The organism is Mucilaginibacter lappiensis (assembly GCF_050433765.1).
In the GTDB taxonomy this organism is placed as follows: Bacteria; Bacteroidota; Bacteroidia; order Sphingobacteriales; family Sphingobacteriaceae; genus Mucilaginibacter; species Mucilaginibacter lappiensis_A.
The window spans coordinates 821,007-846,496 of the sequence record NZ_JBNPWP010000002.1; the positions used below are offsets into that span (position 1 = coordinate 821,007).

Annotated in this window: 22 protein-coding genes; 18 read left to right on the top strand and 4 right to left on the bottom strand. The window is 35.6% G+C overall.

What is annotated here, in order from left to right:
* The first annotated feature begins 35 nt into the window (after nucleotides 1-35).
* Nucleotides 36-569 (top strand): hypothetical protein, encoded by a 534-nt coding sequence (locus M2273_RS08850; RefSeq protein WP_429395553.1) that lies wholly within the window; start codon nucleotides 36-38, stop codon nucleotides 567-569.
* Between the two features lie 446 nt (nucleotides 570-1,015).
* On the opposite strand, the gene M2273_RS08855 is transcribed toward M2273_RS08850, so the two are convergent.
* The gene (locus tag M2273_RS08855; RefSeq protein ID WP_429395556.1) at nucleotides 1,016-1,537 is read right to left on the bottom strand and encodes a YceI family protein; all 522 of its coding nucleotides are present in this window, start codon (nucleotides 1,535-1,537) and stop codon (nucleotides 1,016-1,018) included.
* 744 nt (nucleotides 1,538-2,281) lie between these two features.
* On the bottom strand, nucleotides 2,282-3,133 hold the full coding sequence (locus M2273_RS08860) for a COG4315 family predicted lipoprotein (RefSeq protein ID WP_429395559.1): 852 nt from the start codon (nucleotides 3,131-3,133) through the stop codon (nucleotides 2,282-2,284).
* A gap of 562 nt (nucleotides 3,134-3,695) precedes the next feature.
* Between M2273_RS08860 and M2273_RS08865 the strand changes: the two genes are divergently transcribed.
* From M2273_RS08865 to M2273_RS08940, 16 genes are all read left to right on the top strand, one after another.
* Nucleotides 3,696-5,375, top strand: coding sequence for a capsule assembly Wzi family protein (locus M2273_RS08865; protein WP_429395562.1), 1,680 nt, complete (start codon nucleotides 3,696-3,698; stop codon nucleotides 5,373-5,375).
* 453 nt (nucleotides 5,376-5,828) lie between these two features.
* Complete coding sequence (locus M2273_RS08870) at nucleotides 5,829-8,315, top strand: SLBB domain-containing protein (protein ID WP_429395565.1); 2,487 nt, start codon at nucleotides 5,829-5,831, stop codon at nucleotides 8,313-8,315.
* 42 nt (nucleotides 8,316-8,357) lie between these two features.
* The gene (locus M2273_RS08875) at nucleotides 8,358-9,434 is read left to right on the top strand and encodes a lipopolysaccharide biosynthesis protein (RefSeq protein ID WP_429395568.1); all 1,077 of its coding nucleotides are present in this window, start codon (nucleotides 8,358-8,360) and stop codon (nucleotides 9,432-9,434) included.
* Nucleotides 9,435-10,880, top strand: a complete 1,446-nt coding sequence (locus tag M2273_RS08880) for an oligosaccharide flippase family protein (RefSeq protein ID WP_429395571.1) — start codon at nucleotides 9,435-9,437, stop codon at nucleotides 10,878-10,880.
* A 59-nt stretch (nucleotides 10,881-10,939) separates the two neighbouring features.
* Nucleotides 10,940-11,629, top strand: coding sequence for a CatB-related O-acetyltransferase (locus M2273_RS08885; RefSeq protein ID WP_429395574.1), 690 nt, complete (start codon nucleotides 10,940-10,942; stop codon nucleotides 11,627-11,629).
* Nucleotides 11,630-11,666: 37 nt separating this feature from the next.
* Nucleotides 11,667-12,581: a class I SAM-dependent methyltransferase gene (locus M2273_RS08890; protein WP_429395576.1), complete on the top strand. Its 915-nt coding sequence runs from the start codon at nucleotides 11,667-11,669 to the stop codon at nucleotides 12,579-12,581.
* Between the two features lie 102 nt (nucleotides 12,582-12,683).
* Nucleotides 12,684-13,253 carry a hypothetical protein gene (locus M2273_RS08895; protein ID WP_429395579.1) on the top strand — a complete coding sequence of 190 codons (570 nt, stop codon included), beginning with the start codon at nucleotides 12,684-12,686 and terminating at the stop codon, nucleotides 13,251-13,253.
* Entirely contained in the window at nucleotides 13,250-14,383 is a 1,134-nt protein-coding gene (locus tag M2273_RS08900) for an NAD-dependent epimerase/dehydratase family protein (RefSeq protein ID WP_429395582.1), read from the top strand. The genes M2273_RS08895 and M2273_RS08900 overlap by 4 nt, the downstream gene beginning before the upstream one ends.
* 2 nt (nucleotides 14,384-14,385) lie before the next feature.
* Entirely contained in the window at nucleotides 14,386-15,264 is an 879-nt protein-coding gene (locus tag M2273_RS08905; protein WP_429395585.1) for a glycosyltransferase family 2 protein, read from the top strand.
* A 62-nt stretch (nucleotides 15,265-15,326) separates the two neighbouring features.
* Nucleotides 15,327-16,622 (top strand): hypothetical protein, encoded by a 1,296-nt coding sequence (locus M2273_RS08910; RefSeq protein WP_429395588.1) that lies wholly within the window; start codon nucleotides 15,327-15,329, stop codon nucleotides 16,620-16,622.
* A gap of 4 nt (nucleotides 16,623-16,626) precedes the next feature.
* On the top strand, nucleotides 16,627-17,667 hold the full coding sequence (locus M2273_RS08915; RefSeq protein WP_429395591.1) for a glycosyltransferase family 4 protein: 1,041 nt from the start codon (nucleotides 16,627-16,629) through the stop codon (nucleotides 17,665-17,667).
* A complete protein-coding gene (locus tag M2273_RS08920; RefSeq protein WP_429395593.1) occupies nucleotides 17,667-18,743 on the top strand; it encodes an acyltransferase family protein in 1,077 nt (358 codons plus the stop codon). Before M2273_RS08915 ends, M2273_RS08920 begins: the two co-directional genes overlap by 1 nt.
* Nucleotides 18,740-19,801 (top strand): glycosyltransferase family 4 protein, encoded by a 1,062-nt coding sequence (locus tag M2273_RS08925; RefSeq protein WP_429395596.1) that lies wholly within the window; start codon nucleotides 18,740-18,742, stop codon nucleotides 19,799-19,801. The genes M2273_RS08920 and M2273_RS08925 overlap by 4 nt, the downstream gene beginning before the upstream one ends.
* On the top strand, nucleotides 19,798-20,754 hold the full coding sequence (locus M2273_RS08930) for a GDP-mannose 4,6-dehydratase (RefSeq protein WP_429395600.1): 957 nt from the start codon (nucleotides 19,798-19,800) through the stop codon (nucleotides 20,752-20,754). Before M2273_RS08925 ends, M2273_RS08930 begins: the two co-directional genes overlap by 4 nt.
* Nucleotides 20,755-21,084: 330 nt before the next feature.
* The gene (locus M2273_RS08935) at nucleotides 21,085-22,434 is read left to right on the top strand and encodes a sugar transferase (RefSeq protein WP_429395602.1); all 1,350 of its coding nucleotides are present in this window, start codon (nucleotides 21,085-21,087) and stop codon (nucleotides 22,432-22,434) included.
* A gap of 154 nt (nucleotides 22,435-22,588) precedes the next feature.
* Nucleotides 22,589-23,176 (top strand): RNA polymerase sigma-70 factor, encoded by a 588-nt coding sequence (locus M2273_RS08940; protein ID WP_429395605.1) that lies wholly within the window; start codon nucleotides 22,589-22,591, stop codon nucleotides 23,174-23,176.
* 170 nt (nucleotides 23,177-23,346) lie between these two features.
* Here the strand turns inward: M2273_RS08940 and M2273_RS08945 are convergent, their stop codons facing one another.
* Together M2273_RS08945 and M2273_RS08950 are read right to left on the bottom strand one after the other, a co-directional pair.
* The gene (locus tag M2273_RS08945; RefSeq protein WP_429395608.1) at nucleotides 23,347-23,973 is read right to left on the bottom strand and encodes a hypothetical protein; all 627 of its coding nucleotides are present in this window, start codon (nucleotides 23,971-23,973) and stop codon (nucleotides 23,347-23,349) included.
* A 6-nt stretch (nucleotides 23,974-23,979) separates the two neighbouring features.
* On the bottom strand, nucleotides 23,980-24,165 hold the full coding sequence (locus M2273_RS08950; RefSeq protein WP_429395611.1) for a KOW motif-containing protein: 186 nt from the start codon (nucleotides 24,163-24,165) through the stop codon (nucleotides 23,980-23,982).
* A 167-nt stretch (nucleotides 24,166-24,332) separates the two neighbouring features.
* Here M2273_RS08950 and M2273_RS08955 point away from each other — a divergent pair, with 167 nt between their 5' ends.
* On the top strand, nucleotides 24,333-25,307 hold the full coding sequence (locus M2273_RS08955) for a FecR family protein (RefSeq protein WP_429395614.1): 975 nt from the start codon (nucleotides 24,333-24,335) through the stop codon (nucleotides 25,305-25,307).
* The last annotated feature ends 183 nt before the right edge of the window (nucleotides 25,308-25,490 follow it).

Genomic DNA, 25,490 nt, shown 5'->3' on the forward strand with positions numbered 1-25,490 from the left:
TATTAGTATTCATTGTTTACTAAAATCACTATTAAATGAAAACACTATCAAAACTAATAGCTACAGCGTTCATCGGCGCAGCTGTCTTTTTTACAACAAATGTAAAGGCCCAAACCACTCCTGCCAATGCTTTTCGCTTAGGTTTAGGTATTGAAACAGGTATTCCAACAGGTGTTGCACGTCTCGGAACCAATTTTACATTAGGTGGTACAGCCCGTTTGCAATATGGTATTAGCAACAGTTTTGCAGTTACACTTGCTGCCGGGGGGTATCACTTTTTTCCTAAAATGATCCCTGGACAAGACAGAAGATATCAGAGCTACGGCGAAATCCCGATCAAAGTTGGTATTAAAGAGTTTTTTGTGCCAAACATATATTTTGCCGGAGAAGCCGGTGTTGCTTTTGAGAAGTTGGAACAAGGCTGGGGACCGCACAGGCTGGATTTGTCGCCAGGCATAGGATATGCTAATGAAAAATGGGACGTTGGCGTTCGTTATGAAAACTTTTCAAGGAGCGAAGATCATTTTGGTATGGTGGGCTTACGCATAGCCTACGGATTTGGATTATAAAACCAGATAATCTGAAAAAACAAAAAAAGGCAAATGGTCATTTGATCATTTGCCTTTTTTTGTTGGTACTAATACATACTATGCTGCTGAGGTATCCGCTCAAGCATAAAAAGTTATGTATCTGTAATTTAGGATAGGTACTAATGGCATATGTTGAGCTTTCGTGTATCCGGTGACCACACATAATAAGTGGCCCGGATTATACAGCAATAGGGAGGTGATTTACATGAGTAATATAAGTTTGCAAGGTTTATTAACCTTTACTGCACTTTCAATGAAGGATCGGCTTGCGCCGGCTTTCTTTTTATCCTTCTAAATACTTATGGGATTATACAGAGGAAATAAAAAAGGCAAATGATAATTTTATCATTTGCCTTTTTTATGAATATATGACTCTGAGATTTAGTTGCGTGAGTTGATAAGCTTACCAATATGGCTTTTAACTATTATTTGGTAACGGGAACATTCAGGTCAATAGTAACCTCGTCTGGTGTGCCGCTACGGGTGACGTTAAAATCTTTGGGCAAAAATTTGAACTCGCCTTTAAAAACCCCTTCGTTGCCTTTATCTTCAAAAGTAAAATGAATAGTAACCTGTTTGGTAACACCCTTCAGCGTAAGTTTACCAACAGCCTGGTAAGCATTGGTACTTTTACTAACGGATGTTGCTACAAATGAAATGGTTGGATAGTCGTCTGCATCTATAGCAGATTTGGCATGCATGTTTTTTATAAAAAAACCGGTAGCGAGGCTGTTAGCATCAATAGATGCAGAAATTTTTGATTGTTCAGGGTTTTCTTTATCAAATTGGATGTTTGCCTTTAGTGTTTCAAATATCCCATGGATCTTTCCTCCGGAAAATTTTACTTCGTATTGATTAGGTTTTACTTTCCAGGTGGTTAATGCCCAGGCAAAAGCCGAAGTGCTGATAATAAGCAGCGTTATTACCGGAAACATGATTTTTTTCATACTGATATGCTTTAAGTGTTTCATAGTTGTGACCTCATGTTTGGTTAAGAGGTGTTTATATGAATTACGTGGGCTACGAGAAAGAGGTTGCCTTAATGGTAAAAACTTATGCTGATTTTAGCCGTATTTAACTGCAATAAAAAAGCATTACCTGTTTAGGGGTAATGCTGTATAAAGGTCAGTCAGACCATGTACTAAGCATATCACTCACATATACTTAATTTTTTTTGTGTGCCAGTAAAGCGGGCAGGTGTTAGTTTATTATTTATTAATAAACCCCTTTAAAGTAAGACACGATACTGTTAAATAATGTAATGAATGATTTAAAATCGGAGATGAGTTTTAACTCGGGGTGGAAAGGATTAATTATAGTACTTGATAGCCCCCGGGCTTCCTGTTGGAAAACTAAAACAAAAAGTATAAGAAAAAAAATGGAAGTTTTAATAGGTAGCTCCAGCATCATTAGGGGCTTTTTACTGTTCTTAACAGGCTTTCTCTTATTCTTGCGCATTACGGCAAATGTAAGAGGCTAAATCAACGTTGTCAATCCGTGAAAACACGGTATTTTTATTTATTGACTGTTCGGGTTTTTCATGCACACAAAAAAGCGAACACCCGGACATGTCCATATCGCAATCAGGTTATCGCCCGTTTAGCAATTTTGCAGGTGAAAATAACTTTAAACAAAAATGGGCAAAGGATAATTCCCTTTGCCCATTTTGTGTTATTACAAACAACGGTTATTTACATTGGTGCAACCGTAGTTGATTTATTGGTATAAGGCCAAATACCTGGTGAGGGGAAAGATATACCTCTGTTATTACCACGCTGACCATTATCCTTGCCAAAGTAATATAGCGGCCAGCCCTTGTAAACCAGCTGTGTTTTGCCAAATACAGTAATTATTTCAAATTGGGTTTTATCAAGTATGGATGGTACATTCTGAACAGTTTTCACCGTATCAATTGGCCAAGCCGCGTTATTGCTAAAATTAGCAGTAGTAAAGTTGTTGGTTTTAAATTTGTCATGGCTAAAAGAATATAAGGTTTGGCCACGGTCGTCGGTAATGTATTGGGTTATTTGCAGGCCAGGTTTAAGCTGGCTGTCATACCTCACACTATCATTGCCAATAAGCTGGCTGTTAGCTACCATTACCGTATAATCGGGTTTGGCTACAAACCATGTACTGCCCACACCGTCGCCATTGGTGTCGCCGGCTTTTGCATCACTCTGGTAATAATACAATGGCCAGCCCTTGTAAGTAGTTTGTTTTGAACCATCGGCACGGGTAATGGTCCCGAAATCTTTAGTATCAAGGCCATTGTCTAAAGTTAAGTTTGCCTGGTAAAAGGTAGGCCATACTACAGAGCAGCCACCGTTGCATCCCGAGTTTCCGTTGGCATCAATTGCAAAAAAGTAAAGTGTTTTTCCTTTTGCATCGGTCATAATATTACCAAACTTTGAATTTGTAGCTAATTTAACAGCATTGCCTTGAGTTTGGTCGGGGTTAATTTTGTGGTCTTTTTTACATGACCAGCTGGCAAACATTACGGCAATACCAGCAATTACGAAGGGTAGGTTTTTCTTAAGTTTCATTTTTATTGAACTATTGGTTAATAATAGGTTAGTATAATTCCAATACGTTTTGAAACGAGTATTTGGTTGCCCGCCATAAAAAATAATATCAATAAAAAATAATATAATCTTACTGTAAAATTTAGTTTCTGATTGCGGTTGTCTACCTACCCGATTGACCGTTTTTTAACGACATTTATTCTTGCATTTTAAGCGTTGCAATTTTGCTATTTGGTTAACAATGAGCACTTCTGTTTAAACAATACCCTGGATGTGAAACGGTATTCCTGTTATTGCATACGGTATTAAAAATGCGTCCTGTAAATAGTTTTGATAAACGGTTAAGGGGTTTAATTATATCTTTATTCAGAAATTTTTAAAAATCTTGTAATATCATTTCGGTTATTGCATATTTTGCATTATTAAAATGTAAATTAGTTGTATTAAACGGTGATTTATTGATAAGTAGTTTAGTGGGTCAACCCTTACGTTACGCGTTTAAAAGAAGTTTTTGAAATTGTATTGAAGCTTTCTTATTCAAAAAAATATAATGCACTCGTTTAAAATTCTTAGCAGTTCCCCAATGTTATCTTTCAGGATAGTGAAAAAAGTGCTGGCATCAATTTGCTTGTTGATTTTATGTATTACAAAGGCTTCTTCACAAACTATACCGATAGGAAGTTATGCCGAAGATATTGCCAGAAGAGATCAGATAATGGGTAAAAGCGATAACCTTTCTTCTTTTAGTATCCGGCCGGTAAACAGCCAGTGGAGTGGGGCTGATTCATCACTGCAAAAGCTTGTGGCAAGCAAAATGTTTGCGAAATTTAAATTGATGGGGCAACCTTCGGGCATACAACTACTACCGTTTAACTGGCTTAATGAATATAATACAAAGCGGCCTTATGGATATAATAATTCATCATTATATCCAAATGCCGGTTATCAGACTATGCTGAGCGGCGGATTTTTATTAACTGCAGGGATATTCAGGATACAGGTAAAACCCGAATTTGTATATGCTCAAAATAAAAGATTTGATACGTTTGCCGATGTGCAGGCCAATAATAACTCGGCCACTTTACTGGCAGCCTACTATAATACCATAAATGGCATTGATGCACCTGAACGGTTTGGCAACAAATCTTTACAGCATTTGTATCCGGGGCAATCAAAAGTAACGGTCAATTTTAAAAATATGGAGGCCGGAGTTTCAACAGAAAATATTTGGTGGGGCCCGGGAGTAAGGAATTCTATAATGATGAGTAATTCGGCCCCTGGTTTTTTACACTGGACATTTAATTCGGTAAAACCCATAAAAACCGCTATAGGATCATTTGAGTGGCAAATAATAGGTGGTAATTTAAAGCAGTCGGGATATTTGCCGCTTGATACCAATAAATTGGTATATGGTAAAGGCTTATTTATCCCCAAGCCCGAGGTTACCCGGTACATATCAGCCTATACGGTTAGCTGGCAGCCAAAATGGTTAAAGGGTTTGTATTTGGGAATTACAGGATATGATTATTTGGATAAGGATTCTATATATAATAAAAAGAATATTTTTCGCAGGCTGTTCCCGGTAATTACTGGTTCATCTCTTAAGGCTAATGATATTGGAAACGCGACCAGGGGGGATGGTCAGGATTTTTCATTTGCAATCAATATTCGGCAGTTGTTGCCCTTGTATAATGCAGAACTTTACTTTGAATGGGGAAGGAACGACAGAACAGGAAGTTTTAACGATTTTTTACAGGAACCTGCACATTCGGCAGCATACACTTTTGGGGGTAGAAAGCTGTTTGAATTGGCAAAGGATAATTACTTGCAATTAAAAGCCGAAATAACCCAGTTACAAAGATCCGTAACTTTTTTATTAAGAGATGAACCCACCTGGTATACGCATCTTTCGAGCCCGAGAGACGGTTATACTAATGATGGCAGATACATAGGCGCCGGAATTGGACCCGGAGGTAATAGTTTTGTGTTGGATATTAGTTACCTAAAGGGATTAAATTCATACGGAATAATGCTTGAAAGGCAGGTTCATAATAACGACCTGTATTATAGTGCCTTTAGCGGAACAGGTAATTTTAATTCGCACTGGGTAGATATTGCCAATACTTTTTATACCAACATAAAACTAAAAAAATACCTTATTTCGACCGAGCTTACTCCTGTTTACTCTTTAAACTACCAATACAATCACGGCAATAGCTTTAATTTACATGCAAGGATCAATCTGACCTATTATTTTGAATAATCATTGGGCATTTGATCAAAATTTTATAACCAACTCTTTTTATTTTTTCAGGCTGGTGTTATATAAGACCAATATGATTCGTATAGTGTGCATGAGTAACACAGAAGCCGGAAGAATTGTAATTTTAGTAAATCAAATACCATGAACCCAATATTGTTGCAGATGATGCGCCATAATACACATAGCAGTACTTATTGATATATATAATAATGTAAGTAAAATTGTGAACCACTATTCAATTGGTGGTTTAATAGGTAAATTAATGTAAATGAGTTTAGCAGATAAGTTACTGGCAATAACTATTATAAATGATAACTGTAATGATCAACATGCCTTTTAGGTAAAATTAAAACTTTTGTACAGTTCATTAATAATAAATTGATTTACATTTGCGAAAAATAAATACTTTTTATTGGGGTATTATGTCATATTATACTCTAATGGCCTTTAACCATGAACAAAATTAACTTTCGTATATTTTTGGTTGTTATCATTATTTGTTTCGGGGTTATTAAACAAACCTCGGCCCAAACCAACCTTCAAAATCTCTCTTCTATTAATGTAGATGATCTTTCTGATCAGCAAATAACACAACTCTTGCAACAAGCACAAAATGCAGGTTTAAGTGACACTGAGTTAATTCAGCAGGCCCAAACAAGAGGTATGACCAGTGGTCAAATTCAAAAATTGCAGGTTAGGATCCAGGAAATTCGCAATAAAGCCACAGGGAAGAGTAACCCGGTAGATACCACTAACGATGACAACAAAACAGGGCGCAAGTTAAATTATAAACCTGACAGCCTTGATACCACTTTTATTAAAAAGGACTTTTTTGAAAGTTTAAAACCTAAAATATTTGGAGCAGACATTTTTAAAAACAAAAACAGCTCTTTTGAACCTAATTTGAAACTGGCCACACCTGTAAACTACATTATTGGTCCGGATGATCAGCTTAATATCAATGTTTATGGTAATTCTTCGGTAAACTGGAAATTAGAAGTTTCGCCCGAGGGTAATATTAATATTCCGGGTATTGGTGTTTTAAACGTTGGGGGGAAAACTATTGAGCAGGCTACATCAAATATAAAGAGTAAACTGGCGGCTAATAATTACGCCATTGGGCGTGGTACTAACGTGCAGGTATCACTGGGCAATATACGCAGTATTAAAGTAATTATAGTTGGACAGGTTCAAAAGCCGGGTACTTATACATTATCTTCACTATCCACTGTTTTTAATGCACTTTATGCTTCAGGCGGACCTACCGATAATGGAAGTTTAAGACAAATAGAGGTGATCAGGAACAATCGTATCATAAGGCACCTGGATGTTTACGATTTTTTGGTTAAGGGCGATCAAAAAGATAATGTTTCTTTACAGGATCAGGACATTGTACGCGTACCTACTTACCGCACAAGGGTGCAATTAGTGGGCGAAGTAAAAATTCCTGCATTATTTGAAGTTGTACCGGGAGAGAGCCTGGATAATATTTTAAACTATGCAGGTGGCTTTACGGATAGCGCTTATACGGCACGTATCAAAGTGTCGCAGGTTAGTGATCAGCAGCGAAAAATAACAGATGTTTTAGAAGCTGATTATAAAAATTATATTCCTTTAAGGGGCGATAAATATACTATAGAATCAATTATTAACAGGTTTCAGAACCGGGTTGTAATTAAGGGGGCCGTTTTTAAACCAGGTGATTTTGAATTGCAGAATGGTTTAACATTGACCCAGTTAATTGAAAAAGCCGCAGGTTTAAAAGAAGACGCTTTTATGGAGCGAGGAACTATTACTCGTTTAAAACCCGATAATAGTACCGAAATAATAGGGTTTAATGTAAAAGATGTTATAAGCAAAACTGTAACTATTCCCTTGCAACGTGAAGATATTGTTAATATCTCATCCATATTTGATCTGCGTGATAAGTACATCGTGACTATTAATGGCAGTGTTAGAAAACCTGGAAAGTTTGCCTTTTCAGAAAATATGAAGGTAGAAGACCTGATTTTAAAGGCCGGGGGATTTGCGGAAGGAGCCAGCACAAAGCGTATTGAAGTGGCAAGGCGGGTAAATGACGCTGATCCAACATCCCGGAATAGTTCTGTAGCTCAGGTTTTTAGTGTTAATATTGATGGGCAGTTAAAACCGGCAGAAGCTAATTTTGTATTAAACCCATTTGATATAGTATCAATTTATACATTACCTGGTTTTGAAAAACAAAAAACTGTAAAAGTTGAGGGCGAAGTAATTTACCCAGGCTCATATACCATAAAAAGTAAAAATGAAAAGATATCAGATCTTGTTGCCCGTGCCGGTGGCCTAACCGCTTCGGCAGATGTTGAGGGAGGTTCATTAAGAAGGGACAATATTGCAATTTTGGGTATTGACAGACGCAAAGCTGATACTTTAGAAATTGCACGTGAAAGAGTAGACCGCATGTCCCGTTTAAAGAGAAGTTATAAAGACTCCACTAAAAACGATGTTGATACAGTGATGCGTAATAATTTTGTAGGTATTGATCTTCCGCAAATTTTAAAAGCACCAGGATCTAAAAATGACCTTTTACTTGAAGATGGCGACGTTTTAAGAGTGCCTAAACAGCAACAAATTGTTCGTGTAAACGGTCAGGTGCTTTACCCAAGCGCAGTGGTTTATGAAAAATCAAAATCATTTAATGATTTTGTTTCTAATGCTGGCGGGTATGGTCCGGAGGCACTAAGAAGAGGGGCGTATGTTGTATATCCTAACGGAACGGTAAAGGGAACCCGTAAATTTTTATTTTTTAATATCCACCCTGGTGTTAAACCCGGAAGTGAAGTATATGTTCCTAAAAAACCTGCAAGCAAGGGTAATAGTGCCCAAACAATTATAGGGTTAACCACAGGGTTAGCGTCTCTGGGGGCTATCATTTTGGGGGTTTTGAGTTTGCGTAAATAAGTATAGCAAACAACATCAATTACTTTATACTAAATTAAGTTTATGAATAAGGGTGATCAGGGAAAGGCTGTAAATAATTCAGATGAAATATCTGTAATGGATTTGGCTGTCAAGATTAAATCCGGGATAGGATATATCAAAAGTAAATGGTTGGTTATTTTAGCAACTTCTATACTTGGAGCTTTAATTGGGCTGGGATACTCTATTTTTAAAAAACCTACTTATACAGCGGTTTGCACTTTTGTTCTGGAAGACTCTGGCAAAAGTGGCGCTCTTGGTCAATATGCGGGCTTGGCTTCACTTGCCGGGATTGATCTTGGCGGTGGTAACGGCGGTGGAATATTTCAGGGTGATAATATTTTAGAACTGTACAAATCTCGCCTGATGATAGAAAAAGCTTTACTAAGTGAAGCTGATTTTAATGGCAGGAAACAATTGTTAATTGATAGGTATGTGAGCAATAATAATTTGCTGACTAAGTGGAAAGAAAGAGACAATATTGATGCTATTTCATTTAAAGGGGATCCTGAAAAGTTTAATCGTAAACAGGATAGTTTAATTACAGATATTGTTGAATTATTTAATAAGAAGTTTTTAAGTGTTGGCAAGCCCGATAAAAAACTGGATATTATTGGAGTCCAGTTTCTTTCACCAGATGAATTATTTGCGAAAGAATTTACAAATAAGCTTGTTGAAAATGTTAATAATTTTTATGTGTTAACCAAAACCAAAAAAAGTTATCTGAATGTGCAGGTTTTACAACGCCAGGCTGATAGTGTAAAACAAATATTAAACAAATCTATTAGCGGTGTTGCATCAGCAATTGATGCGGCGCCTAATGCCAATCCATTAATGTTAACGCTTAAAGTGCCATCTCAGAAAAAACAGATTGATGTGCAGGCGAGTACCGCGGTTTATGGTGAGATTGTGAAAAATTTAGAGATTTCAAAAATTTCTTTAAGGCAGGAGATGCCCCTCATACAGGTGATTGACAAGCCCGTATTACCATTAACGGTTAATAAAGTAAAAGAAGTTACAGGAGTAATAACCGGATTAATTTTAGGGGCATTTTTAAGTGTCGGCTATTTACTATTCAGGAAGGTATTAACTAAGGTTTAAATGGAAGTAAAAAAAAGACTCGTTCTTTTAAATGTTATTACATCGGGTGGACAGGTAGTTTTTATAGGGTTAGTTTACTTTCTGTTATATAGATATCTTTTATCAAGGCTGGGAGTTGAGCTGTTGGGGGTATGGTCAGTAGTGTTATCAGCCTCATCACTTGCAAATCTTGCAAATTTTGGAGTGGCCGATTCAGTGATCAGGTTTGTGGCACTGTATTTAGCTGAGGGTGATGAGTTAAAAATTAAGAAGCTAATATTTACAGCCACTATATTTTTGGGTTTATTATTTGTTTTAATTGCGGCAATTATATTCCCATTCGCAAGGCTTATATTAAAAGGAGTGCTTCCTGATAAATTTATTAGTGATGGCATTGCTATTTTACCTTATTCATTAATTTGTTTAATAGTAAATGCAGTTAATGGTGTTTATGCGTCAGTACTTGATGGCATGCAAAAAAATTATATCCGAAATGCAATTTTTAGTTCATCATCAATATTACTGCTTGTCGGGGCTTATTTATTAGCGCCTAAATATCATTTAGTTGGAGTTGCGGTTGCTCAAATAGCACAATCAATATTTACTTTATTAGCTTGTTTAACTGTAATTGTTTTCAAGTTAAAATATAACCCTTTAAAATGGAACTGGAGTAAAGATATATTTAAACAGATATTTAGCTATGGCATGAAGTTTCAATTCATTTCATTAGCTTCTATGATTAATGAGCCACTGGTAAAAATTTTGTTGGGTAAATTTGGGGGGATGGCATTTGCAGGATATTATGAAATGGCCAACAGATTGTTATCGCAGGCGAGGGGAGTAATTGTTAGCGCAACTCAAAGTTTAGTTCCGGTGCTGGTTAATGTTTCTAAAGATGAGCTCCCAATATTTTATAAAAGAGTTTTCTCTAATATCATATTCTTTTCTTTAACGGTTGTTTGCCTGATAGCCGCAGCAGGCAGGCTGATATCTTTTTTTTGGATTGGACAATATCAGCCTGTGTTTTATTATACGTTAATGTTATTAGCATTTAGTACATTTATTAATTTGCTAATAACACCATCATACTTTTATTATATTGCTAAGGCCAAATTAAATATACTGATCAAAACCCACTTGATCCTAAGTTTCTCAAATTTGTTATTAGGAAGTGTAATGGGATACTTTTTTGGGGGATATGGTGTTGTTAGCGGCTGGTTTATTGCCGTAATTATTGGCTCATTTTATTTACTGATCAATTTTAACAAAAATCATGATATAGGTTTTAAAACACTTATAAAATCAATTGATGCTTATTACTTTATATTTCTTATGAGCATTGTTTTACTAAACCTTTTTTTATTTAAAGAGAATTTAAAAATTGCGGATCCGATTGCTTTGCTAATTATTATACCGGTTACCGTGTATTTCTTTATAAAATATAAAATTGATGAGATACGTTTGTAACGGAAACTTAATTAAAGTGATTTTTAGGTAAAAGGGTGGGGTTTTTTAATATCAAATATATGTTTAAAAAATATATTGATTATAGCTTTTTCATTAATCCGTTAGGGGAGTATTTTAAGTGGTTAACCAAGAAAACTTATTATCAAATTAAGTATTGGGGGAGCCATTTAAGAATAGGCTATAAAAGTAAAATTTCAAATTCGGGTTTCGGTAAATATAACCGTATATCAGATGATGTTATAGTGACGAATTCTGTTTTAGGAGATTTTACATATGTTTCAAATGGGTCAGTAATTCTTGAGGCCGAAATAGGGAAATTTTGTTCAATTGGCCCTAATGTCAAAATAGCTCCGGGAAAGCACCCTACCAGTATAATTGTAAGTACGCATCCGGCTATTTACTCAAATTCATCCTTTTTCCTTAAAAACTTTTCTTCTACAGATAAGCATGACCCATATCGTAAAGTTACAATAGGAAACGATGTGTGGATATGTGCCAATGTTATAATTTCTGATGGGGTTACTATTGGTGACGGGGCTGTTATTGCGGCAAATTCTGTAGTAAGTAAAAACGTTGAACCCTATTCAATTGTAGGGGGGGTGCCTGCTAAACATATAAAGTATAGATTTGAACAAAATCAGATAGAATACCTGTTAAATAATAAGTGGTGGGAAAAAGATTTTAACTGGTTAGAGAAAAATGCATCAGCATTGTGGGATATTAATGACTATGTTAAGCTGGTAAACTAACTTTTACTTGAAACCTAAATAAAGTATCAATCATATTATGGATTTTACAATTTTGAAAAGCTGTGTTTTGTGCGAAAAGGAACAACTACAGAATATTTATAAAACGCACGACAGGCATTATGGAATAAAAGGCGAATTCACCATTGATAAATGTGGAAACTGCGGTCTGGTTTTTTTAAATCCTATGCCATCTGATAAGCATCTAACAAGTTTGTATCCCAAAACATATTATTCATACCAGGATTTTTATGAGAAGGATCAGTCAGTTATCAGAAGGATATTTAAAAAATACATCATAAATATTGGTACGTTAGATCCTGTTTTTAGTCAGCCGGGAAAAATTTTAGATATAGGATGTGGAAGTGGGAAATTTCTGTACGGTATGAAAAAAAAGGGCTGGCAGGTATACGGAGTTGAGGTAAATGAAAACGCGGCCGAGGTTGGTAATGAAGTTGAACAATTAAATATACATCCTGGTGACCTGTTAAGTTCAAAATTCGATTCGGACTTTTTTGACTACATAAGATCGAATCACTCCTTTGAACATATAACAACCCCTGAGCCGGTTTTGGATGAGGTTCATCGTATTTTAAAAAAGGATGGTAAACTTTTAATTGGGGTACCTAATATCGAAAGCTTCAACGGGCGCCTTTTCAAAAAATATTGGTGGTACCTGGGCGCTCCTGTACACCCCTTTAATTATTCGGTTTCTACTTTATGTAAAATGGTAGAAAAACATGGTTTTGTGGTAGAAAAAGTATCATATAATGGAGATTATGCCGGGGTTCTTGGCAGTCTTCAAATATACTTGAACAGGAATAATGGAAAAATGTCTGAAGAAGGTTTTTTTATTAAAAATGCATTCTTCAGAGCCGTTGCCCATCAAATTGCCAAGTTGTTGAATCTATTTAAAAAGGGTGATGCAATTGAAATCATTTGTTCGAAAAAGTAAAATATAGCTTATTCAGTTTTTTGACCAGTTTTTATTTGACTATAAATGGGAGTTGAAATTATTTTCAGGAAAATATTTTGGAGATATCACTACATTAAAACAATGTTGTTTTATAGGCCATTTATAAAAAAAGCACATGGTAAATTCCTGGTTATAAACCCCATTGTTTTTACTTCACGATATATCATTGTTGGTGAAAATGTTTTTATCAGGAACAATGCAAGAGTAGAAGGGGTGGTTCAGGACGAAAAAGTTAAATTTAATCCGGTTATTCAAATTGGTGACAATGTATCGATAGAACAAAACCTGCATTTAACCTGTGCCAATAAAATTGTAATTGGAAGTAATACAGCTATCGCTGCAAATGTTACGATAACAGACATTAATCACCCTTACACCAACATTAGCCTGCCACCCGAAAAACAACCCTTGCAGGTTGGCGAGGTTAGTATTGGTGCCGATTGTAAAATTTATAATAATGCTGTTATACTGCCCGGTACATTTTTAGGGAAGCATAATGTAGTAGGAGCTAATTCAGTTGTGGGCGGCATATTTCCTGATTATTGCATTATAGCCGGGGCGCCAGCAAAAATTGTGAAACGATATAACCCTGAAACAGAAAATTGGGAAAAAGTTGATCCAAAAGGAAACTTTATTAATTATAAATTATGAAGATACTTATAACCGGGGGAGCCGGGTTTATTGGCAGTAATTTGGCTTTACGCTTATTATCAGAAAATCATGAAATAACAGTATTAGATAATCTGTCTGTTCAAATTCATGGTGATGATCCCGATAATACATCCCCATTATATAAATCTATAAAAAACAAAGTAAACTTTATTAAAGGTACAGTTACCTCAAAAACCGATTGGGAGAAAAGTATTCAGGATAATGAAGTTATTGTACATTTTGCTGCAGAAACAGGAACAGGGCAGTCCATGTATGAAATTGCAAAGTATACAGATGTTAATATCCAGGGAACGGCCCTGATGCTGGATATTTTGGCTAATACCAAACATCATGTAAAAAAGATAGTAATTGCTTCGTCAAGGTCAATTTACGGGGAGGGGAGATATTATTCTGAAGAGCTTGGTTATGTATATCCCAAGCACAGATCCTCTGCTTTAATGGACAAGGGGGATTTTGAGGTAAAATACCCGGGATGTTACCAACCTTTAAAACTGGTAGCAACAAATGAAGATTCGAAAATTCATCCTTCCTCGGTTTACGGTATCACCAAGCAAAATCAGGAGCAAATGATCATGACTGTTTGTCCAACAATAGGAATAGCCCCGGTTGCCTTCAGATATCAAAACGTATATGGCCCCGGACAATCATTAACCAATCCATATACAGGAATCCTTTCCATATTCTCTACTCTGATAAAAAATGGCAAAGCCATAAATATTTTTGAAGATGGGTTGGAGAGCAGGGATTTTGTATTTATAGATGATGTTGTGAACGCAACCTATTTGGGTATAATAAAGGAAGAGGCAAATAATGAAATTTTTAATGTAGGTACTGGCGTAGCCATTGATGTACTTACTGTGGCAAAAACCTTAGTTGAAAAATATAATATAACCGTACCCCTGAATGTTACCGGAAATTACAGGCTGGGCGATATAAGACACAACTATGCCGACATTGATAAAATTGGTAAAATACTTGAATTTAAGCCAAAAGTTAATTTTGGATATGGGATAGGCAAATTTGCAGAATGGGTAAATGGACAGGAAATTAGTGCAGGCAAATATGAAGATTCACTTGCCGAGATGAAACAAAAGGGGTTATTTAAATAATAATGGCAAAGGTAGGTTTAGTTACCGTATTGTATGGTAGTGATAATGTTTTAGATGGGTTTTTAAAAAGCTTATCGGTACAAACATTCACCGACTACCATTTATACTTAATTGATAACGCGACTAATGATAATACAAATAAACTGTTAAAGGACTTAACAAGTAAATACAGTATTACCAATTATACACATGTTAAAAATACGGCAAATGCCGGTGTGGCCCGTGGCAATAATCAGGGTATTGAGCTATCAATAAATGAGGGTTCTACTTATACGCTGTTATTAAATAACGACATTGAGTTTTTGCAGCCGGAGCTTTTAACTGATATGGTGCTGCATGCCGAAACGCGCGCTGAATCAATTATCGTCCCTAAGATATATTTTTATGATAATAAAAAGATCTGGATGGCAGGCGGAGCATTTGCCATGTACAAGGGCTTAACTACACACATAGGTGAGGGTGATGATGATGGACCAATTTATAATGAGGAAAAATATTTTGATTATGCGCCAACATGTTTTATGCTGATTGATAATCAGGTTTTCAAAAAAGCAGGCCTTATGGACGAAAAATATTTTGTTTATTATGATGATACCGATTTTATGTATCGCGTTTATCAATGTGGATATAAAGTTAAGCTATTACCCCTGTTACATGTTTATCATAAGGTTAGTACATCAACAGGCGGTAAAACTTCACCGTTCACTATATTTTATGGAACAAGGAACAGGATATACTTTATTCGCAAAAACTTAAAAGGTTTGGAGTATTTTTGCTCATTAGGCTTTACAATTTGCAGTCGTCTTTTAAGATTTAGTCAATTTGATTCAGAACAAAGAGCTCAAATTATCAGAGGTGTTCGTGAGGGGTTCAAATTATAATTTTATTGTATTTTATAGTTCAAAGGATTTATTTTTTGACATATAGATAGTTGTAGTTGAAAATGAATGGAATGATCTTCAGTCGGGTTAAGTTTGAATACAGAAATCTTATATCAATTATCATATTGGTTTCGACCTTAACTGCATTTGCAATTATTCCAACGGTTCCTGCTACTGTACCTTCATATCTATTAATAATAATCTTAATTGGTGTTTTTTTCCTTTTTCCTTTAAACACTCCTAAGTACAAGCAAACTTTTTGGGAGTTCTTTTTATTCGTTGCCATATTTATTACTTTCAGCTTCATTACTCAAGTAAGTAATTGGTTATACCCGGTCACTGTTCCTAAAAGCATAGTATTAATTGATGCCAGTGATTATTCTACATTAATTTTAAGAGGCAGCTTAATTACACAATCGGCATATTTGATTATTAATGTTTTTTTATACCTGATTATAAAGAATTATTCTGATGAGAATTTAGTTAAAGCGATCAACTGGGCATTCAGGCTACTTATTTTGTATGGTATATATGAGTTTGTATTTTATTTGATATTTAACTCTTCGGGAGATTTTATAAGTAACCGAATTTATAGTAACCAACAGGATGGTGTAATTGGTGGGTCATTCCAGCTTCAACCGATAGGTGCTATGAATTTGTTAAGAATAAAGGGATATACCGGGGAGCCATCTATGTTTTCATTTGTAACGTTACCATACTTTTCTTTATTGATAGGTATGAGAAAGAAATGGGAAGCCATTGTTTGTTTAGGTTGTTTGATATTAACCTTTTCTACAACAGCTTTTTTGGGGTTATTTGTTTATGTTCTTTATCAAATGTTTTTTTCTTCGAATAAAAAAGTAAGATATACATTACTACTAATTGCGGCAAGCTTAGTAGGAGTATTTGTATTTCTTTATGCAACAAACGATATTTTTAACGGATTAATAAACGCGGTATTTATTGACAAGTTTTCCGGACAAACAGTTTCCGGAGATGAAAGATCTTCGTTTTTCCTGGCAACATTTAATTTCTGGCGCACGTCAGATATACTGCATATTTTATTTGGATATGGCTTTGGGTTTGCCAGATCGACAGACTTTTTTAGTACATTATTATTTAATGTTGGCTTGTTAGGGCTTATAGCTTTTACTTTATTTATTTTTAGCCACTTATTAATCCCTATTAAAGATAAGTATTTGAAAGAAAATTATCATGCGGCCGTAATTATGATGTTTTTCGTTATGATGATTTCTGTTCCTGAATTTGCGTACTGTAGTTTTTGGGTTATTTTGGCGAGCGGTTATGTTTTTAAAAATTACAACTTAAAGAATATTAATGTTATACATAAACTCTAGGTTTTTGACGCAAAATTTAACTGGCGTACAAAGATTTGGCTTTGAAATATCAAAACAACTCGCAGTTAAAAGAGATGATGTGCAAGGATTGGTAAATATACCCTCAATCAGAGCAAACTATTCAATCCCTCAAAATTATCCACTTATTAATGTAGGCAAAGGTACCGGACATCCATGGGAGCAATATGATTTACCCCTTTTTTTAAAAAAGAAAGGAAACCCTTTGCTTTTAGGATTATGCAGTACCGGACCATTATTTTATAAAAATCAAATTGTAACAATTCATGATCTTGCTTTTTTAAATAGCAACTGGCATAGTTTTGCTTTCAGAAATTCATATAAAACATTTTTACCAATACTGGCAAACAAATCAAAACATGTACTTACGGTAAGTGAATTTTCAAAATCAGAACTCATAAAGCATTTTCGTATTCCCGAAGAAAAAATCACGGTGATCTATAATGCCCCTTTTAAAGTATCAGAACCAACTAACCTAACCGAGCCTTTATTACCAGAGAAACCATATATCCTTTCAGTAGGGTCAATTGATCCACGAAAAAATTTAAAGCGACTAATAAAAGCTTTTTGTAAATTAAATAACCCAGATATTTCACTGTTATTAATTGGAGCAAACAATCAAATCTTTACCGAGGATAAGGAGCTTTATGAGTTATTGGAAAATAATAAGAATATAACTTTATTGGGCTATAAAACTGATGCCGAGCTTAAATATTATTATGAAAACGCGCTTTTTTTCATCTATCCTGCATTATATGAAGGATTTGGACTGCCCCCAATAGAGGCTATGTCGTTCGGTTGTCCTGTAATTGTATCAGAAAAAACGAGCTTGCCAGAAGTTTGTGGCAAAGCGGCCCTGTATTGCGATCCGGAGGATATCAATGATATGCACGAAAAAATAAGTTACCTGTTAGCTAACCACAGTATAAGAAAATCGATGATTGAACCGGGTAGGCTCCAGGCAGCTAAATTTTCCTGGGAACAATCGGTTAATAAGCTTAATTTATTGGTAAATAAATTTATATAATGTTAAAGCAAAAACCAAGATTACAATGGATTGATAGTTTACGTGGTATAGCTGCTATAATGGTTGCTATATTGCATTTATGGTTATTAATGCGGGGTAATATTGCTAAATCAAATGAATCGGTTTCACGAATTGTGTCGTTTTTTATTTCAGATTTTTTTGACCTCGGTAAAATAGGAGTAGTAGTTTTCTTCTTGATAAGCGGTTATGTTATTCCTTACAGCCTGTACAAAGCCAGTAGTAAAGATTTTTTAATAAGCAGGTTCTTTAGATTATATCCGGCTTACTGGGTAGCTATAATTTGCTTTTGTTTAATAATGGGAGTTGCTGATATTAAAAATACACTTATAAATATTACCATGCTTCAAAAGTTTGTTGGAGCCGAAGACCTGGTAGGTGTTTTCTGGACACTGCAGATCGAGTTGGTGTTTTACTTTGTTTGTTTGGTATTGCATTGGCTTAAACTTTTAAATAACGACAAGTTTTTAGTAAAGCTGTTTTACAGTTTACTTTCATTAACGCTTATTATGGCTTGGTTCAGGTATAAATTGGAGTTAAAATTACCAGTAGCTTTAATACTTGGCTTAGCGGTAATGTTTTTGGGCATGTTGTGGCGTAAAAATTCTTTGGAAAAAAGCATCTACGTAACCGGCAAAATTTTCAGACTGCTAATAATCACTTTAGTAGTGGCATTGGTCCCTATAACATTACTGGCTTACTCAAAAAACTATGGAAATAACGAAACCTGGTATAAATATTTTGTATCGTATTTAATGGCGCTTTTACTTTTTAAGGCATTCTCTTATTATAAGTTTTCAGGTAAATTTTTAGTTTATTTAGGCACCATCAGTTATTCAATGTATCTGTTACACCCAATATTTGGAATGGAATTGCCTTTTAAGATATTTACTCCGGCATATTACGAAACACATAAATTGTTGTTTGTTGTTTTTTTCTGGACATTCTCTTTAATAGCATCTTCTTTATGCTACTACTTAATTGAAAAACCCAGTATCAGCATCGGAAAAAAACTTACGGGCATAAGTAACCAGCAAAAAAGCATTACCACTATATGAAAATTTTGATTGTAGATGAACTTTGTTATCCTCAATTAGGAGGGCAGCAGGTTCGATTTAAAGAATTAGCCGAAGAATGGGTAAAATTAGGTAATGAGGTCCAAATAGTCGCTATTGATCATATAGGGAATTTGCCGTTAGATGAATATATAAATGGAGTTAAATATAATCGTATAGTAAGTAATCCAAATTATTACAAAAGCGGTAGGTTTGGGCGCGATGTAAGCTCTATTATAAAGTTCTCTTTTAAATTACACCCTTATTTTAAAGGCAATTGGGACGCCATAATTTTTAATCAGTTCCCCATGTTGCCCTCTTTGTTTTACAAATGGTTGTATAAAAAAAGGAGCAGAACCGTTGTAGATTTTGTGGAGCATCGCGATTCAAAACTATGGCGCTTTATAAATAGCCAAATTTTAAATGCTACCGATGATGTTGTTTGTATTAGTAATCATGTGAGGTCATGTGTTAAGCAATACCGCAAAAATCATCTGCATGTGATACCAAGTTTGGTAGATACCACGCTGGCCCAATCTTTAAAAAAGGAATATTATACATTTTTAGGTCGCCTGGAAGAGCATAAACATCCTGAACATGCCATTGAGGCTGTATTACATTATAACCGCTTATATAATACGATAAGGGTATTGCACATTATGGGTTCAGGTAGTTTATATAATGATCTGGCTCAAAAATATGGATCAAATGAATATATCGTTTTTCATGGTCTTGTAAATGACGAAGAAAAAAATAAGGTGTTTCAGGAGGCAAGGCTTTTGATATTGCCATCTGAAAGGGAAGGGTTGCCAAAAGTGGTAATTGAAGCTATGGCGTATGGAATTCCTACATTAACAACCAATTATGCAGGTAATGGTACGCAATATTTTGTAAAAGAAGAGGGAATTGGTGAAGTAGCCGAACCCAATATTGACGCCCTGGCAGAAAAAATACACCAAATTGAAACAGATTACGAAAACTATTCTGATCAATGTATGCAAATTAAATCTGAATTTGATTTGCATTTAAATAGCATAAAATACCTTAATATATTACAATGAATAAAACAGATCAAATTTTAGTAACAGGTGGAAATGGATTTATAGGATCACATATAATTGACTTTTTAATTAACAATGGATATACCAGTGTAATTTCGTTAGATAATTTATCAGGTTCAAATTATGGGAATAATTTAAACGTAAATCCACAATGTAAATATGTTTATGGTGATTTGGGTAATTTGGCATTTTTAGATAAATTTTTCTCTGATAATCAAATCAGTTATATCTTTCATATTGGCGCCAACGGAAATGTACCATATAGTAATGATTTCCCTACGGTTGATTTTAATAGTAATGCAGCCGGTACTTTCAATATATTTAATTTATCACTTAAATATAAGATCAAAAAAGTTGTATTTGCCAGTACTGCAGCAGTTTATGGAGTGCCTGAGAGTACTCCTGTATCAGAAAACAATCCGTTAAACCCAGTCTCAAACTACGGACTTACAAAACTATATGGAGAAAAATTGGCAATAGCTTATTATCATACTTATGGGCTTAATTGTAATGTTATCAGGATTTTTAATACTTATGGCCCACGTCAGCCACGCTACGTATTATATGATTTTATTAAAAAACTTAATGCCAATAAAACGCAGTTGGAGGTATTTGGCGATGGCGAACAAGTGCGTGATTATGCCTATGTTTCTGATACAGTTAAGGCGTTTTACGATGTAATGCTTTCTGAAAAAAACGGAGAAGTTTATAATATATCAGGAGGAAATCCAATTAATTTAAAGCAACTAATAGTAATAATTTCAGAAATATTAAAAATTGATCCTGTTATTACTTATACCGGTAAAAGCTGGCCCGGCGATATAAAGATACTCAATGGTGATATATCAAAAATAAAAAGGGAAATTGGATTTGAACCCAAAGTATCTATTAAACAAGGACTTGAAAAGTCAATTGAATGGTTTAAGGAGAATAACTATATCAGCGTAAGTTAAGTATATAGGCCTGGCAAATAAGGGCGAATGGTGGGGTATTAACTTTGCAGTTATTTTTGAGCGTTTAGGCTTAAATATAACTGCAAATAAATGTAGTATAAGTCCTTTTCAAACCGATCATTTTAAAAAGAAAACTTTAACAATTTGTTCACTGTAAAGTGAGTAAAAATTAACATTTTATACATATTTTAACATATAAGAATATATGTAAAAAAAGTAAATGTTATTGTAGCGTTTTGTAACTTATGATCGTAATTAGCAATAAAGTATAAATTTTTTTTTGAATCGTATTATAAATAATAAAAATTTATATTTGCAAAACATATTACTATGGCAATACGTTACTCGAAATTTCTTCCACTTGCTACTTTTATAAGTGATTTAATATTATTAAATATTGCTTTACAATGTGCTCATTCACTGGTATTTAAATACTACTCTTCTCAGATAGAATCTGCCAATTTTATACTATTAGTTAATTTGGTTTGGATTTCAATATCTACAGTAACAAAAAACTATATTATTTATCGACCGTTAGTACTAAGAGATAACCTTAACAGATTTTTGTCTTCCCTGCTTTACCATTTACTTGTTGTACTTGGTATTATTTATTTTTTCAGGCTTTATGAGGTTAGTCGGTGGGAGATGTTTTTTACTTATAGTTTATTCTTCTTTTTGATCATTATACAGCGGTCTGTTATCTTTTTTATACTTGATTACATCAGGAAAAAAGGGTACAACAGAAGGCATGTGCTTGTTATAGGCGATCAGAATATTGCCAATAGATTGATCAAATCTTTTTCTAAACATCCTGAATATGGGTATTATTTTACAGATTTTATTTCGGAGGGCATGATAAAGGATTTTCCTGAACAGGTGCTAATGGAAAAACTGATAAGTAAGAACCCCGATGAAATATTTGTATGTTATAAATACTTACAACCCTCATTATTACAGAAGTTAGTTGATTTTGGCGATCAAAATGCCATTAAGATCAAATTAGTGTCTGATCTGGTATTAAATAACAATTATGCAAGCATCGTTAACTATGAAAACTTGCCTGTAATTCACCTTTCTTCAAATCCTGGCCTTAGCCTTAAAGTGATATTTTTTAAACGAAGTTTTGATATTTTATTTTCTTTAAGTGTAATGATCGTTGGCTCCCCGATATTTATTTTATTGATGTTGCTCACTAAATTTACATCAAAAGGACCGGCTTTTTATAAGCAGGTAAGAATCGGGAAAAATCACAGGCCATTTACTATATATAAGTTCAGAAGTATGTACGTAAATGCAGAAGCAGCTGGTCCGCAGCTATCAAGTGAAACAGATCCGCGTATTACAGCCTGGGGCAAAATTTTGAGAAGATCAAGGATGGATGAGTTACCCCAGTTTTGGAATGTTTTAAAAGGAGAAATGTCTGTAGTTGGCCCCCGGCCCGAGAGACAATATTTTATTGAACAGCTTATAGAAAAATCTCCAAGTTATAAAAAACTGCTGCGTATTAAACCAGGTCTTACCTCAATCGGTCAGGTTTCATATGGTTATGCCGAAAATATTGATCAAATGCATAGCCGCCTCCGTTATGATCTTATCTATCTCAATAATATCAACTTCAATAGTGATATGGGGATAATTTTAAAAACCATCAGGGTAATGGTTCAATTGAAAGGTAAATAACCTTTATATAATTGATTATCTTACTGATCATTTTAAAAATAGATACCCAAAATAGCCAATAAGTTTGCTATAATATCCCAGGATTGAACGATTTCTTGTAAACTTGCATATCTGCTGTGTAACGAATGCAGCAATTGATCGTCATATTCTCAATATGCAGCACCACTTACCCGGAACAACTACAGATCATCAGTTATTAGAATTGATGCGCAAGGATAACCGGGCGGCGTTTACCGAATTGTATAACCGTTACTGGGATAAGCTGTTTACCGTGGCCATGCACCGTCTGGATGATGAGCACGAAGCAGAAGAGGTGGTTCAGGAAGTGTTTTTGAGCCTTTGGCAACGCCGCTTATCCATACAGCTTACTCATACCATGAATACCTATCTGTCGGTTGCGGTTAAATACAGGATCATTAATCACCTTGACATGCAGTATCGCAAAAAACGGCATATAAATCATCTAACCATCAGCTCACCACAGGGAGAGGATAGTACCAACCACTGGTTATCAGAAAAAGAGCTCAGGATGCAACTGGAGCGGGGAATCAGTAACCTGCCCGAAAAATGCCGGATAGTTTTCCTGTTAAGTCGTGATGAGCAAAAAACCAATGCCCAAATTGCAGCCGAATTGAACATTGCAGAGAAAACCGTAGAAGCGCACATGACCAAAGCCTTAAGCACGCTTCGTCAAACCCTAAAACTGTCTGTACCGGTGCTGATTTATCTGCTCCATAAATAATTTGTAAATATGTTAAGATGATGGTACACTATTACCAACGCCTTAATCCCAACACCTGTCGTAATCAACCATCTATTAATCTCTTCAAAGCATCTTTGCTTTCCGCATCATCGGGATTTAATTCAACCGCCTTTTTATATGTGGCATAACAAATCAAAAATTTACCAAGGTCATTTACTGAATTTCGCTATTACCTTTTCCACCCGTTTGCGTTTCGTATCCTTTTCAATATCATCCAGGCGGGACATTAGGGTTTTAACAAAAATACCTTTGTTATCGTCATTGATCACCGGTATCGCGAGTTCTGCGTCCATGGGTAACTGGTTAGTCGGGCTGCTTAACAATTGTTCATTTAATAAGGCGAAAGCATCGTCTGCATAGACCTTAAATGCGCAAAGACTTATCAAGATCTTGACCGCATAATCTTTAGTGATCACAGAGCCGCTGTCTGCTGCCGCTACGATCTTGACCAGATTCTCCTGTATGGTTTTAGGATATTCCTTTACAATCGCATAAAGCGCAGTCATCGCACCCCATTGCAGCCGGTTATTTTTATGATTAAGCAGTTCCACAAATGTTGGCGCATAACCGGCAATCAATACAGGTTTCTGTTCGCCAACCTCATATAAAACCTTAATGCAATCGTTTTGGATAGCCGTGCTTTTATGTTGCAAGCTTTCGATAAGTTCCTGAACGGCGCCCTCATCGTTATTTTCAGCTACTTTCTTTGCCAATTCCTGATTGGGTACCTCGTCCCGGCGGCCCAGCGAGGAGGCTAATTGCGCAATGATGCTCATTTTACCTTAAATCTCCACATTTTTTGCAAGTGTTTTAAACCTTACGCCGTTTGCCTGCACTACTGTGATCGATACATGCCCTGTCTTCCCGGTTTTTATATCTCTTACCACGCCAGATTTTCCAGCATGCGTGCCGCCAATAACTTTGCATTGAGCGCCGTCCTTTAATTTATCTGATGGTACAGCTGGCATTTCGTCTTTTTTTATCAATATTAAGCTATATCCTGTTTCTTTACAAGTTGAATACAGGGTAATTAATGCTATTATGTCCGCATTAAATTAATTAATATTTTTTTCATTTACCACTAAGGGTAAACCGTACAATAGCTGACTATATCCGTAAAGACACCAAAAGTTAAATGGACAATAACGGCTTTAATCCTGAAGAACTGGCGCATAAATGGCTTAAAGGATCACTTACACCCGAAGAAGAGTTACGGTTTGAGCAATGGTATGCTGATTTTAATGATGAAGAGCTATTGCTTGCTGATAGTAAATATACATCAGCAGAGGAGATCAGGACAATCATCTTAGACCAGATTACCGCGCAGATAGAAGAGCAACAGGTTCCTAAAATAAAAAAAATATATCCTTTATGGCGCAATATAGCCGCTGCCGCGGCCATTGTACTTGCCATAGGTCTTGCTGCATTTTACCGGGTCCCGCTGTTAAACATGATTGACCCTGTTAAGCAAGTACAATTATCAACCAACCCGGGACAATACCGGCAGATCTACCTGGCCGATGGTACGCACGTATGGCTCAGCCCATCAACTACCATCAGTTATCCTGAAAAGTTCAGGGGTGAGCTGCGTAATGTTAGTATTGAAGGAGGGGCCTATTTTGAAGTGGTACATGATACCAACCATCCTTTTGTTATTCAATCGGGCGCTGTAAAAACTGTAGTATTGGGAACCAGTTTTGATATACAGGCTTACCCGCGGGCTGCTGCTATTGAAGTAACCGTAGTGAGCGGAAAAGTAGGGGTATCGGCAAATACAGGTAAGCAACCAGAGATGGTTACCGCCAACCAAAGAACGGTATACCAGAAAGCTACAACCACTCTTTTTAAGGAAAGCTACCCAAATGCTGCCAAATTCCTGAATCAGCGTAAAGGCATTTTTGATTTTAAAGGCGCATCCCTGCAAGAAGTAACCCGTGAACTGGAGACTCAATACGGCATCCAGATAAGCCTGGCTCCCGAATTAGCAGGAAAAGCCTTTTATGGCCGCTTACAAACCTCTGCCCCGCTTAACCGCACGCTCGATAAGCTATGTGCCGTTATGGAAACCCATTGGGAAAAACAAGGTGGAACTTACCTCTTGCATCCCTAAAATAAACATGAATTACTTACCCCAAAACAACTGACAATAAATAACTATGAAATTTTAATTCTGCCCCCTGCACACACCTATGAAAAAGCCCGGTTCAGGGAAACCGAACCGGGCATGTATTTAACGTTTTAGCCTGCCAATGCCTTCGAAAACTATGGCCGGTTATTATTAAACCCCTTAAAG